At 71.7% G+C, this 12,576-nt stretch carries 11 protein-coding genes and 2 pseudogenes; 1 reads left to right on the forward strand and 12 read right to left on the reverse strand.

Going from position 1 to position 12,576, the window contains the following annotated elements; all coding sequences use genetic code 11:
• Positions 1 to 135: 135 nt before the first annotated feature.
• The 4 genes and pseudogenes from Prubr_RS34285 to recD2 form a co-directional block, all read right to left on the reverse strand.
• Positions 136 to 789, reverse strand: a complete 654-nt coding sequence (locus Prubr_RS34285; RefSeq protein WP_212828873.1) for a 4'-phosphopantetheinyl transferase family protein — start codon at positions 787 to 789, stop codon at positions 136 to 138.
• Position 790: 1 nt separating this feature from the next.
• Positions 791 to 1,614, reverse strand: a pseudogene (locus Prubr_RS34290) (metallophosphoesterase family protein).
• Positions 1,615 to 1,649: 35 nt separating this feature from the next.
• A complete protein-coding gene (locus Prubr_RS34295) occupies positions 1,650 to 2,084 on the reverse strand; it encodes a cold-shock protein (protein WP_246568047.1) in 435 nt (144 codons plus the stop codon).
• A 171-nt stretch (positions 2,085 to 2,255) separates the two neighbouring features.
• On the reverse strand, positions 2,256 to 4,505 hold the full coding sequence (recD2, locus tag Prubr_RS34300; protein ID WP_212819599.1) for an SF1B family DNA helicase RecD2: 2,250 nt from the start codon (positions 4,503 to 4,505) through the stop codon (positions 2,256 to 2,258).
• 225 nt (positions 4,506 to 4,730) lie between these two features.
• Between recD2 and Prubr_RS34305 the strand changes: the two genes are divergently transcribed.
• Positions 4,731 to 5,828, forward strand: a complete 1,098-nt coding sequence (locus Prubr_RS34305) for a winged helix DNA-binding domain-containing protein (RefSeq protein ID WP_212819601.1) — start codon at positions 4,731 to 4,733, stop codon at positions 5,826 to 5,828.
• Between the two features lie 32 nt (positions 5,829 to 5,860).
• Here Prubr_RS34305 and Prubr_RS34310 read toward each other — a convergent pair whose 3' ends face one another.
• From Prubr_RS34310 to pdhA, 8 genes and pseudogenes are all read right to left on the reverse strand, one after another.
• Complete coding sequence (locus tag Prubr_RS34310) at positions 5,861 to 6,313, reverse strand: SitI3 family protein (protein WP_212819603.1); 453 nt, start codon at positions 6,311 to 6,313, stop codon at positions 5,861 to 5,863.
• 130 nt (positions 6,314 to 6,443) lie between these two features.
• Positions 6,444 to 6,914 (reverse strand): SitI3 family protein, encoded by a 471-nt coding sequence (locus Prubr_RS34315; protein WP_212819605.1) that lies wholly within the window; start codon positions 6,912 to 6,914, stop codon positions 6,444 to 6,446.
• Positions 6,915 to 7,075: 161 nt separating this feature from the next.
• The gene (locus Prubr_RS34320) at positions 7,076 to 7,525 is read right to left on the reverse strand and encodes a SitI3 family protein (protein ID WP_212819607.1); all 450 of its coding nucleotides are present in this window, start codon (positions 7,523 to 7,525) and stop codon (positions 7,076 to 7,078) included.
• Positions 7,526 to 7,538: 13 nt separating this feature from the next.
• A pseudogene (locus Prubr_RS34325) lies at positions 7,539 to 7,962 on the reverse strand (CdiA C-terminal domain-containing protein).
• Positions 7,963 to 8,087: 125 nt separating this feature from the next.
• Positions 8,088 to 8,615, reverse strand: coding sequence for a DUF6244 family protein (locus Prubr_RS34330; RefSeq protein ID WP_212819609.1), 528 nt, complete (start codon positions 8,613 to 8,615; stop codon positions 8,088 to 8,090).
• A 194-nt stretch (positions 8,616 to 8,809) separates the two neighbouring features.
• Complete coding sequence (locus Prubr_RS34335) at positions 8,810 to 10,354, reverse strand: dihydrolipoamide acetyltransferase family protein (protein WP_212819611.1); 1,545 nt, start codon at positions 10,352 to 10,354, stop codon at positions 8,810 to 8,812.
• Complete coding sequence (locus Prubr_RS34340) at positions 10,351 to 11,364, reverse strand: alpha-ketoacid dehydrogenase subunit beta (RefSeq protein WP_212819613.1); 1,014 nt, start codon at positions 11,362 to 11,364, stop codon at positions 10,351 to 10,353. The genes Prubr_RS34335 and Prubr_RS34340 overlap by 4 nt, the downstream gene beginning before the upstream one ends.
• A complete protein-coding gene (pdhA, locus tag Prubr_RS34345) occupies positions 11,364 to 12,548 on the reverse strand; it encodes a pyruvate dehydrogenase (acetyl-transferring) E1 component subunit alpha (RefSeq protein ID WP_212819615.1) in 1,185 nt (394 codons plus the stop codon). The genes Prubr_RS34340 and pdhA overlap by 1 nt, the downstream gene beginning before the upstream one ends.
• Positions 12,549 to 12,576: the final 28 nt, after the last annotated feature.

The raw sequence follows: 12,576 nt of genomic DNA on the forward strand, positions 1-12,576 counted from the left end.
CCCGACCGCCCCGCCCGACCCGTTGATCAAGGAGTTGTCGTCCCCAGATCGGGGCTGAATGCCCGAAGTATCCCCTTGATCGCGCCAAAGTGGGGGGCGCCCACGCGGGGGCGCCCACGCGGGGAGGGGCGGGGGTTACGGGAGGACGATCGCGGTGATCAGGAGGCCGTCCGCCACCAGGTAGCGGCCGGCGAACGTGGTGACCGGGGTGTCGGCGACCACCGGGCCGGGCACCAGCAGCCGGGCGGTGAACGTCTCGGCGTCGGCGTCGAAGACGATCTCCGCCTCCTCGAACCCCAGCCACCTGCCGGTGAGCGGGAACCAGGTCTTGTAGACCGACTCCTTGGCGCTGAACAGCAGCCGGTCCCACCAGACCTCCGGGCGGGCGGCACCGAGTTCGGCCAGCCGTTTGCGCTCCACCTCCAGTGAAACCGCGTCGAGCACCCCGGACGGCAGCTCCTCGTGCGGCTCCGCGTCGATGCCGACCGAGACGACGTCGCCGGTGCGGGCGAGGACCGCGGCCCGGTAGCCGGCACAGTGCGTCATGCTGCCCAGCACCCCGGCCGGCCAGCCGGGCGCGCCACGCTCACCGGGCACGATCGGCGCCGCCGGTAATCCCAGGGCGGCGAGTGCGCCACGGGCGCAGTGCCGCACGGTGCTGAACTCCCGCCGTCGCTTGTCGACCGCGCGGGCGACCGCCGCCTCCTCCTCGGGGAAGAGAACCACGCCCGGCGGGTCGTCGAACGCCTCGACGGCCACCACGGTCGACGGCAGGATCCGCTCGATCACGTCACTGTCCTTCGTACGGCAGGATCTGGCGCGGTGCCGGCGGAGTGGCCCCCGGTGCTTCCACTCCCGCGGGTAGCCGACCGACACCTCCTGGAAGCGCACCCCGTCGTGCCAGGTGGTACGCGGGATGTGCAGGTGCCCGTAGACCATCGCCGCGGTGCGGTAGCGGGTGTGCCAGTCGGCGGTCAGGTCGGTGCCGCACCACTGGGCGAACTCGGGATAGCGCAGGATCCGGGTCGGTTCGCGGACCAGCGGGTAGTGGTTGACGAACACGATCGGCAGATCGGGGTGCTCGCGTTCGTCGAGCCGGCGCAGGGTCTCGTCGACCCGGGCCCGGCACCAGTCGTCCCGGGTCGGGTACGGGTCCGGGTGCAGCATCACCTCGTCGGTGCACACGATCCCGGTCTCGTACGCGTACGCCAGCGACTCCCGCTTGTCGCGGGTGTGCTCGGGGCGCCACGTGTAGTCGTACAGCAGGAACATCGGCACGATCAGCACCGGGCCGCCGGGCCCGCTCCAGATCGGGTACGGGTCCTCGGGCGTGACGACGCCGAGCCGCCGGCACAGCTCGACCAGGTGCTCGTAACGCTGCACCCCCCGGGCCTGCACCGGGTCCTCGCGGGGCGTCCACAGCTCGTGGTTGCCGGGAACCCAGACGACCTTGGCGTAGCGCCGGGCGAGCACGGTCAGCGTCCACTCGACGTCGGCGACCTGCTCGGCGATGTCACCGGCGATGAGCAGCCAGTCGGCGGGCGACTCCGGCCGCAGCCCGGCGACGTGGTCACGGTTCTCCTGGTAACCGATGTGCAGGTCGCTGATGGCCATCAGCTTGCCCGCCGGGGGCGGGGTGGTCGACGAGGTCAGGACTCGACCCACCCGTGCGTCTGGGCCAGCCGGGTGATCCGCTGCCGGATCAGAGCGATCTGGCTGCCGGTCAGCGAGGGCACCTCGTCGATCAGCAGCTCGGTCAGCTCGTTGCGGAACTCGTCACCGGAGAGCACGTCGCACAGCCCGTCGTCGTCCTCACCGGTCGCCGTCTTGCCTGCGAAGCGGGCCTCGACGGTCTTCGCCACCGCCGGCCGGCGCGGCGTACGGTCCAGTACCCGGACCGACGACGCCTTGAGCCCCCGCTCGCCCTCCTCGAGATCGAACTCGACCGCGACCCCGGGACGGATCAGGTATTTCTCGTCCCGCAGGTCGTTGGCGTGCAGGAACACGTCCTCGCCACCGGAATCCGGCGCGATGAACCCGTACCCGCGGGTCTCGTCGAATCGCAGAACCTTGCCAACAGCCACCGCTTCCCCACCACCCTCTACACCCGAACATCTGCTACACCCGAACATCTGCCTACACCCGAACATCCGCATCGGTGCGATACAGCCTAGAGGGTCCGGGCCCGTTCCGCGCCCCACGTCCCGGGTCGCGGCGAACGGGCACCGCGGGCGGACAGCGCGGGCGGGCCGGGGTCAGCCGGCCCCGAGCCGGCGGTCGAGTGCGGTGTGCCGGCGACCGGCGCCGACGGTGCGCACGGCGGCCGCGAGTGCCCGCCGGGACCCGACCAGCACGACGAGCTTCCGGGCCCGGGTGACCGCGGTGTAGAGCAGGTTCCGTTGCAACATCATCCAGGCGCTGGTGGTCAGCGGTACGACCACCGCCGGGTACTCCGACCCCTGCGACCGGTGGATCGTCATCGCGTACGCGTGCGACAGCTCGTCGAGTTCGTCGAAGTCGTAGTCGACGAGTTCGTCCTCGTCGGTGCGGACCTGCAGGGTCTGGTCCTCGGTCGACAGGGCGGTGATGACGCCGAGGGTGCCGTTGAAGACCCCGGCCACGCCCTTGTCGTAGTTGTTTCTGATCTGGGTGACCTTGTCGCCGATCCGGAAGATCCGTCCGCCGGACCGGCGTTCCGGCAGGCCCTCGCGGCCCGGCGTCAACTTCTGCTGCAGCAGCCCGTTGAGGGTGCCGGCGCCGGCCGGTCCGCGGTGCATCGGGGTGAGGACCTGGATGTCGCGGCGCGGGTCGAGGCCGAACTTCTTCGGCATCCGCTCGCAGGCGACGTCGACGGCCAACGCCGCGGTCGCCTCGGTGTCGTCGCAGGGGAAGAGGAAGAAGTCGGTCAGCCCCTGGGTGACCGGCGGGCGGCCGGCGTTGATCCGGTGGGCGTTGGTGACCACGCCGGACTGTTGCGCCTGGCGGAAGATCTGGGTGAGCCGTACCCGGGGAACGGCCGCGGCGGCGAGCAGGTCGCGCAGCACCTCACCGGCGCCGACCGACGGCAGCTGGTCGACGTCGCCGACCAGCAGCAGGTGCGCCCCCGGTGGTACGGCCTTGACCAGCTTGTTGGCCAGGATCAGGTCGAGCATCGACGCCTCGTCGACGACCAGCAGGTCGACGTCGAGCGGGTTGTCGCGGTCGAAGCTGGGATCGCCGCCGGGCCGCAACTGGAGCAGGCGGTGCACGGTCGCGGCCGGGTGCCCGGTCAGGTCCGCGAGCCGCTTCGCCGCCCGGCCGGTCGGCGCGACGAGCGTGACCTTGGCCTTCTTGGCCAGGGCGAGGGTGACGATGGAGCGTACGGTGAAGCTCTTGCCGCAGCCGGGACCGCCGGTCAGGACCGCGACCTTCGACGTCAGTGCCAGCCGGACCGCCTGTTCCTGCTCCGGTGCCAGGTCGTTGCCGGTCCGGGTACGCAGCCAGGCCAGCGCCCGGTCCCAGTCGACGTCGGCGAAGACCGGCATCCGGTCGGCGCGGTCGCGCAGCAGCCGGGTCAGGGTGCCCGCGAGCGAGGTCTCGGCCCGGTGGAACGGCACCAGGTAGACGGCGTCGACCGGCCCGCCGTCCGGTCGAGGGACCGGCTCGCGGACCACGCCCTCCTCGGCCACCAAGTCGTCGAGGCAGGTGGTGACCAGGTCGGCGGGCACGTCGAGGATCTTCGCCGCATCGGTGACCAGGTCGGGAGCGGGCAGGTAGCAGTGTCCGTCGTCGGTCGCCTCGGACAGCGTGTACTGCAGGCCGGCCTTGACCCGTTTCGGGCTGTCGTGCGGGATGCCGACCGCCTGGGCGATCGTGTCGGCGGTCTTGAAGCCGATCCCCCACACCTCGGCGGCCAGCCGGTACGGGTCGTCGCGGACCACCGCGATCGACTCGTCGCCGTACTTCTTGTAGATCCGGACGGCGAGCGAGGTGGAGACGCCGACCCCCTGCAGGAAGATCATCACCTCCTTGATCGCCTTCTGTTCCGCCCACGCGGCGGTGATCTTCGCGGTCCGTTTCGGCCCCAGGCCGGGCACCTCGACCAGCCGGCCCGGGGTCTGCTCGATCACGTCGAGCGTGTCGAGTCCGAAGTGGTCGACGATCCGCTCCGCGAACACCGGCCCGATCCCCTTGACCAGCCCCGAGCCGAGATAGCGGCGCAGCCCCTGCACCGTCGCCGGCAACACCGTCGTGTACGACTCGATCTCGAACTGCCGGCCGTACTTCGGATGACTCGACCAGCGGCCGACCAGCCGCAGGCTCTCCCCCGGCTGCGCGCCGAGCAGCGCCCCGACCGCGGTGAGCAGATCGGAGCCGCGGTCGGTGGCGATCCGGGCGACGGTGTAGCCGGTCTCCTCGTTGACGTACGTGAACCGCTCCAGCACCGCCTCCAGCACGGCCCCGCGCGGCGGCGGGCCGGTCGGCGCCGACGGGGATCCGGACGTACGGGGCGGCGACGTGGTCACGGCCACATGCTGCCGCCTACCCCCGACATCCGCCAAGCCGACGCCGCCCACCGACGCACGGGCCGCGTGGTGCCCGCCTCGTTCGCGGCCGGGGCGGTGCCGGCGGACGTGCCGAGATCCTCGGGCATGATTTCGAGGTCGCCCGAAAAGCGGTCAGATCCTGTCCGCTTCCCCTGCGAGGCTCGTCCTCGTGCCAGCCGCCGAGAACGACCACGAGGACGCGCGATGACCGTACTGGACACCAGGGCGCTCAACCGCGCGACGCTCGCCCGGCAGTTGCTGCTCGACCGTGCCGCCCTGCCCGCCCACAACGCCGTCGCGCACCTGTGCGGCCTCCAGGCGCAGGAACCACAGGAACCGTTCGTCGGGCTCTGGTCGCGGCTGCGCGCGTTCGAACCGGCGGCCCTGTCGGACCTGCTGACCGGGCGACACGTGGTACGGATCCACCTCATGCGCCGCACCGTCCACCTCGTCACCGCGCAGGACGCCCTGGCCTGGCGGGCCCGACACGCCACCATGCTGCGCCGGCAGGTACTCGGGGTCTACCGCGGCGAACTCGACGGGATCGATCTCGACGAACTCGCCGCGGCGGGCCGGGCGGTGCTGGCCGACGGCGAGCCCCGCTCGATGGCCGAGGTCGTCCGGGTGCTTGCCGGACGCTGGCCGACGCCCGGCCACCGGGCCCTGGGTGAGATGGTCATCGCCGCCCTCGTACCGGTGGCGCAGATGCCGCCACGTGGGCTGTGGCGCGCGAAGGCGGGAGTGCGCAACGTACTGCTCTCCTCGTGGCTGGGGCGCGAGATCGACCCGCCGGCTCCGGACGGCGACCCGGTCGGCGAGGCGCTGGTACGGCGCTACCTGGCCGCGTTCGGCCCCGCGACAGCCGGCGACCTGCGCGCCTGGTGCGGCCTGGCCGGGCTGCCGGCCGCGGTGGCGGCCATCCGCGAGGAACTGGTGACCTTCCGCGACGAACGCGGGCGCAAACTGCTCGACCTTCCCGACGCGCCGCGCCCCGACCCCGACACACCGGCGCCGGTGCGCTTCCTGCCGGCGTTCGACAACGCGATCCTCGGCTATCAGGACCGCGGCCGGATCATCGACGACGTCCACCGCGGACTGTCGGTCGCCGGCGAACGCGTCGTCCTGGTCGACGGCCGGGTGTCCGCGACCTGGACCGTCGAGGCGGACACCGTGGTCGTCACTCCGCTCCGCCGCCTCTCCCGGGCCGACCGCACCGCCGTCGCCGAGCAGGGGCGGGAACTGGCGTCGTTCCTCTCCGACGACGGGAGCGACCGGGTACGGGTCGCCGCTTCTCCCCGTTGAAGGCGTTCCACGTAGGCAGCGGAACGTAGACCTCAGCCCGGAAGAATGCCGTCGTACGCCTCGTCGTACCACTCGTCGGGATTGTGTCGTACGACCTGTCCACCCAACCTCGTCAACAACAACCAGTTGCCGTTCAACACCAGTGCCGCGTCCTCGGTCAGTCCGGCCAGGAGCCGACCGACGGCCACCATCATGTTGCGCTTTCCCTCGTGACCCGGAGCATCCTTGGCGATGTCGAAATCGACGTCGACGTAGGCGCCCGGCTCCCACACCCACGAGGTGTCGTCATCGATCTGCGCGTCGTAGTAGCCGCCGGTACCCGCGATGATCGTGACCGAGTAGCCGAGCCGGTCGTTGAGGTCGGCGCCGAACGCCCGGGGGTACCCCGCCTGCGCAGGCAGCTCGGTCGCCTCCGGGGCGGCAAGCTCTGCCACCCGCTCCAGGGGAAGCTCACCCGCCAGGGTCAACCGATACTCGATGCCCACGTGGTCCCTTCTTCAATCCCGCTTCCCCCTGCCTCCCGACCTGCCCGACGGCCGCGGCGGCGGTGTCCCGGGCCTTGGCGAGCGTTCCCTGCACCGCCGTCAGCCCGGCGATCGTCTCCTGCGGCGAGGTTTACTGCCGCTCACCGCCCGGCCCGGAACCGAACAGGCCGTCGAAGTCCTTCCCCCGCCACCAGTCTTCGCTGCGTTTACGCAGGACACCGCTGATCCGGGTCAGAAGCAACACGTCGTCGTTGTAGAACAGCGCCGCATCTTCGGTGGTGCCCGCGAGAACCCGCGCCACAGCCTTGAGCATGTTGGGCCTGCCGAGTTCCGGCAGCACGTCCTTCCGCATCGCGAAGTCGATATCCACGTATCTGTCCGGCTCCCACTCCCAGGTCACGGCGCCGTCCTGCGCCGAGTAGTAGCCGCCCCGCCCCGCGTCCACGCTGACCGTGTAGCCCAGACGTTCGGTCAGATCGGCGCTGAGCAGTCCCGGACTCCCCGGCACCTCCCGAAGTTCGGCGGTGCTCTCAACAGCAAGTTCCGCAATCCGTGCCAGCGAAATGTCGCCGCCCAGCATCAATGAGTATCCGATCGACAAGCCCGCCTCCACCTCGGTCCCATCGCAGCAACTGTGCGATCGCACCGCCACGTGTCACCGCAACCACTTCCTTGACGTTGGGGAGTGGCCACTCGTCGAATTGTCGCCGCAGCGCCTTCAGGTCGCCGCCCCAGGCGGACAGGTTCAGCCTCGGACGCTCATCAGTAGCGGAAATTTTGGTAGTCCGTCTCCTCCCACTCCTCCTGGTTGTGTTTGTGGAGCACGCCACCGACCCGGGTCAGCAGGAGAACGTCGTTGTTCACCAGAAGTGCCGCATCCTCCGCCGTGCCACCGAGCACCTTGGCCACCGTCCCCAGCATGTTGGGCCTACCCAGATCGCTCAGGGTGTCCTTGCGCATGTGGAAGGCGAGTTCGACGTAGTCTTCCGGCTCCCACAGCCACCGGGTACCGCGGTCGGCCCGAGCCTCGTAATAGCCCTGCCGCCCGCCGTAGATGGTCACCGAATACCCGTCCCGTTCGGGCTGCCCACCGGCCAGAAGGCGCCCGTACCCAATCCGGGCCGGTCGCTCCGCGACCGTCACAGCGGCCAGTTCACCGACCCGTTCCAACGGCATGTCCGTCGCCAGGGCCAACAGATAATCGATCGACACAACCAATCTCTCCTCAGTCCGTCCGCAGAATCTGCACGATCGAACCATCCCGTTTCACTGCGACCACTTCCTTGAGATCGACCACAGGCCAGTCGTCGAACTGTCTTTGCAGGTCGACCAGACGACCGCGCCAGTCCGCGAGATGGACTGCCACACGCTGGGTCTGTTCCTCCCTGACCTTCCTGACCACCGCAGTCCAGACACCTCGAACTGAGGTTTTCGGCCTCCGGGGCATAACAGTCGAAGACATGCCCTTCGACCAAGTAGTCGGGTGCCTTCTCGGGATTACCGGTGTCCCCGGTATCTCGGCGGGCCTCCGCGACCTCCGCCCGCGTCGGGTTCTGGTGGACCAGGTAGCCCCGATCGGCCAAGACATCGGCGCACTCGTTCTCGAGTTCGTACGAACGTCGTCCCCGTGGCTTCTCCTTCGGAGAGATGCTGGTCCGGGGACCGGTCGGTTTGCCGCCGGGAACGCCGGTCGCCGGCCGGGACCACGGCACCCCGGCGGCCGGGTGTGAAGTCGAGCCGGCAGGGCTGGCCGGTGTGGGTCCGCCAGCCCCGGTCAGTTTCCCGCCGCGCCCAGCCGCCGGGCCTCCGCGATCGCGGCGGTCACCTGCTCGCCGGCGGTGGCGACACGCTGGCCGAGTTGGCCCAGCACCTCCCGGATGCCGCCCAGCGCCGACAGCAGCGGACCGGGGTCGCCGCCACGCAGAACCATCGCGACCAGTCGCTGCGCCTCGCCGACCTGGCCGGCGGTGGCGGTCACCGTGTCGCGGGCGGTGGCCAGCTCCCCCTGCACCGACCCCAGTACCGAGATCGTCTCCTCGGAGGAGGCCTGCCGTGGTACGGCCGCGCAGGCCGTCGCCGCCTGGCCGAACGTCTTCCCGAGGCCGGACAGGCCACTCTGGATACTGCCGATCGTGGACCGTACCTGGGCCATGCCGGCCGCGACCGCGATGAACCCGGCGGCGGTGGCCCGTACGGCCGCCTCCTGCGCCCGGTTGTCGGCCGTCGCGGCCAGGTTGTGCGCCGCCTCGACCCCCGCTGCCAGAGCCCGCAGCTCATCAGTGATCTTCTCGACCTGCGACACGCGATCCACCCCCGACGGTTCCAGCCTCCGGGCTACAACGTATCCGGCGACGCCCGCCCCGTCTCGCGCCGCGCCCCCGTCTCGCGGGGCGCGGCCGCGGTGATCGTCTGCTGTTCCGCAGCCTCGGGCACGGCGTGTCGAACGGTGGAACAGCAGACGATCATCAGGGGCCGGGCGGGCCGGCCCCGTCCGGGTCAGACGTTGGCGATCAGGACCGCCGGTTGTTCGACGCAGTCGGCGACGAAGCGCAGGAAGCCGCCGGCCACGCCGCCGTCGCAGACCCGGTGGTCGAACGTGAGACTGAGCTGGCCGACCTTGCGTACCGCCAACTGCCCGTCGACCACCCACGGCTTGTCGACGATGCGACCGACGCCGAGCAGCGCCGCCTCCGGGTGGTTGATGATCGGCGTCGAACCGTCCACACCGAACACCCCGTAGTTGTTCAGCGTGAACGTGCCGCCGGTCAGCCGCGCCGGCGGCAGGGTGCCGGCCCGCGCGTCGGCCGTCGTACGTGCCAGCTCGGCCGCGAGTTCCGTCGTGGTCATCCGCTGGGCGTCGGCGATCACCGGCACGACCAGCCCGCGGTCGGTCTGCGCGGCGATGCCGAGGTGCACCCGGCCGGAGCGGACGATCTCGCCACGTCCGGTGTCGACGCGCGAGTTCAGGTCCGGGTAGCGCCGCAGCCCGGCCAGGCAGACCCGGGCCAGCAGCGCGAGTACGCTCACCGGCTGCTCCGGGTTCGCCGCGTTGATCGCCGCCCGGGTGTCGAGCAGGCCGGTGGCGTCGACGTCGACCCAGATGGTCACGTCCGGAATCTCCCGCCGGCTGCGGGACAGCTTGTCGGCGACCACCTTGCGTACGCCGCGCAGCGGAACGACCACGTCGTCCTCGGACCCGGGTACGACACCGACAGCCGGCGCCGCGACGGCCGGTGCGAGGGTAGCGGTCGCAGGCGCCGCGGCGGCCGGTGCGGCAGTGGCCGGCGCCGCAGTGGTCGCCTCCTCGACGTCGGCCCGGCGCACGACGCCGCCCGGCCCGGTGCCGCGCACGGTCGTCAGGTCGATCCCGCGGTCCCGGGCCAGCCGCCGCACCAACGGCGAGATCACCAGCGGTGCCCCACCACCCGCGCCGGCATCCGCGGCGAGCACCCGAACCACGCCAGGGACCCGGGCGTCAGGCACCCGGACCGCGTCCGGCACCCGAAGTGCGTCGATCGAGGAGAAGTCGTCGCCCGGAACGGACGAATCTCCCACGACTTCCCCTTGATCGGCGCGCGGCCCGGTGCGCGCCCCGGTGCGCGCCCCGGTGCGCGCGCCCACGCGCGTCCCGACGGGCGTGCCGACGCGGCGGCGTCGGCGGGTGGTCGGGGCGTGGCCGGTGCCGTACCCGATCAGGACGTTGCCGGAACCGGCCCGTTCCTGTTCGCGGTATGCCGCGTGGCCGGGCGGCTCGGGCCGTCCGTCGCCCGGCAGACCGGCGTCCGGCGAACCGCCGGCCACGTCGAGCGGGGCGATGGTGACCAGCGGCTGGCCGACCGGTCGGCTCTCCCCCGCCGTCCCGTGCAGGGCGACGACCCGGCCGGCGTACGGGCACGGCACGTCGACGACCGCCTTGGCCGTCTCGACCTCGACGACGATCTGGTCCACGGTGACGGTGTCGCCGACCGCGACCCGCCACGAGACGATCTCCGCCTCGGTCAGCCCCTCGCCGAGGTCGGGCAGGTTGAAGACGCGGCTCATGCCGCCACCGCCGGCAGCCAGCGGGGGTCGGGGCGGTCGTCCCACTGGAGGCGGGCCACCGCGTCGAGGACCCGGTCGACACCGGGCAGGTGGACGTGCTCCAGCTTCGGCGCGGGGTACGGGATGTCGAGGCCGCTGACCCGCAGCACCGGGGCGTGCAGCGAGTGGAAGCAGCGTTCCTGCACCCGGGCGGCGATCTCGGCGCCGACGCCGGCGAAGCCCTGCGCCTCCTGGATGACGACGCAGCGGCCGGTGCGGCGGACCGAGGCGGTCACCGTCTCGTCGTCGAACGGCACCAGGGTGCGGCAGTCGACGACCTCGAGGTCCCAGCCCTCGGCGACCGCCGCCTCGGCGGCCTCGAGCGCGACCGGCAGCGACGGGCCGTACGCGATCAGGGTGGCGTCGCGGCCGGGGCGGCGGACGGCGGCGGTGCCGAACGGCTCGGTCCGCACCGGTAGGTCGGCCTCGGCGCTGGCGAAGTAGAGCTTCTTCGGCTCGAGGAACACCACCGGGTCCGGGTCGGCGATCGCCTCCCGCAGCAGCGAGTACGCGTCGGCGACGGTCGCCGGGGTGACGACCTTGAGTCCGGGGGTGTGCGCGTAGTACGCCTCGCTGGAGTCGCAGTGGTGTTCGACGCCGCCGATGCCGCCGGCGTACGGGACCCGGATGACGATCGGGACGCTCAGCGCGCCACGGGTCCGGTTACGGATCTTGGCGACGTGCGAGGCGATCTGCTCGAACGCCGGGTAGGCGAACGCGTCGAACTGCATCTCGACGACCGGCCGCAGCCCGGACATGGCCATGCCGACGGCGAAGCCGACGATGCCGGCCTCGGCGAGCGGGGTGTCGAAGCAGCGGTCCTCGCCGAAGTCGGCGAGCAGCCCGTCGGTGATCCGGAAGACGCCGCCGAGCTGGCCGACGTCCTCACCGAAGACGACGACGCGGTCGTCGTCGGCCAGCGCGTCGCGCAGTGCCGCGTTGAGGGCCTTGGCCATGGTGAGCTTCGCCATCAGCGCTCCCCCTCACCGGCGAGCTCGGCCTCGGCCGCCAATTCGGTTTCGGCGGCGAGTTCCGCCCGGACCTGCTCGCGCTGTTCGCGCAGCTGCGGGGTCGGCTCGGCGTACACGTGGTCGAAGAGGCTGAGCGGGTCGACGGCCGGTTCCTCGGCCATCCGGGTGCGCAGGTCGGCGGCGTACGCCTCGGCCCGGTCGTGCACGGCCGCCACCGCGGCGTCGTCGAGGGCGCCGACGCCGCGTAGGTACGTCTCCAGCCGGGCGATCGGGTCGCGCCCGAGCCAGGTCTCGACCTCGTCGCCGGTGCGGTAGCGGGTGGCGTCGTCGGCGTTGGTGTGCGGCTCGATCCGGTAGGTGTGCGCCTCGACCAGGTAGGGGCCGCGGCCGGCGCGGGCGTGCGCGACGGCGGCGTTCACGACCGACAGCACGGCGAGCGGGTCGTTGCCGTCGACCTGTTCGGCGGGTACGCCGTACCCGACGCCCTTGTGGGCCAGCGACGGGGCGGCGGTCTGCTTCGACAGCGGGACGCTGATCGCGTACTTGTTGTTCTGCACGAAGAAGACGACGGGTGCCTTGAAGACGGCGGCGAAGTTGACCGCCTCGTGGAAGTCGCCCTCGCTGGTGGCGCCGTCGCCGATGAAGACCAGCGCGACGGTGTCGCGGCCCTGCCGGGCCTCGCCGTACGCGAGGCCGGCGGCGTGCACGGTCTGGGTGGCGAGCGGGGTGCACTGCGGCGCGGTACGGTGCGCGGCCGGGTCGTAGCCGCAGTGCCAGTCGCCGCGCAGCAGGGTCAGCACCTCGACCGGGTCGATGTCGCGGGAGACCAGCGCCATCGACTCGCGGTAGGTGGGGAACATCCAGTCGGTGGGGCGCAGCGCGAGAACCGCGCCGACCTGGCAGGCCTCCTGGCCGCGCGACGACGGATAGACGGCGAGCCGGCCCTGCTTGGTCAGCGCGGTGCACTGGATGTCGAAGCGGCGGCCGACCACCATCCGGCGGTGCAGTTCGACGAGCTTCGCGACGTCCGGCTGGTCGCCGGCGGGGCCGACGAGGGTGCCGGTCTCGTCGAGCAGGCGTACGGGTTCGGGGCTGGGCAGCAGCGCGGCGGCGGGGTCGGGCCGCTTGACCGTACGGCGGCTGCGCGGGGTTGTCCCGCGGACCGCCTGTCGTGTCGTGGTCACAGGACCTCCTGGGTCGGCGTGGGCCTAT

The sequence above is a fragment of the Polymorphospora rubra genome (assembly GCF_018324255.1).
GTDB lineage: Bacteria > Actinomycetota > Actinomycetes > Mycobacteriales > Micromonosporaceae > Polymorphospora > Polymorphospora rubra.

What these genes read in the sequence shown, in the direction of transcription:
- Prubr_RS34305 (WP_212819601.1), top strand. Translation starts at nt 4,731, where the DNA reads ATGACCGTACTGGACACCAGGGCGCTCAACCGCGCGACGCTCGCCCGG.
- Prubr_RS34335 (WP_212819611.1), bottom strand. Translation starts at nt 10,354, where the DNA reads ATGAGCCGCGTCTTCAACCTGCCCGACCTCGGCGAGGGGCTGACCGAG.
- Prubr_RS34340 (WP_212819613.1), bottom strand. Translation starts at nt 11,364, where the DNA reads ATGGCGAAGCTCACCATGGCCAAGGCCCTCAACGCGGCACTGCGCGAC.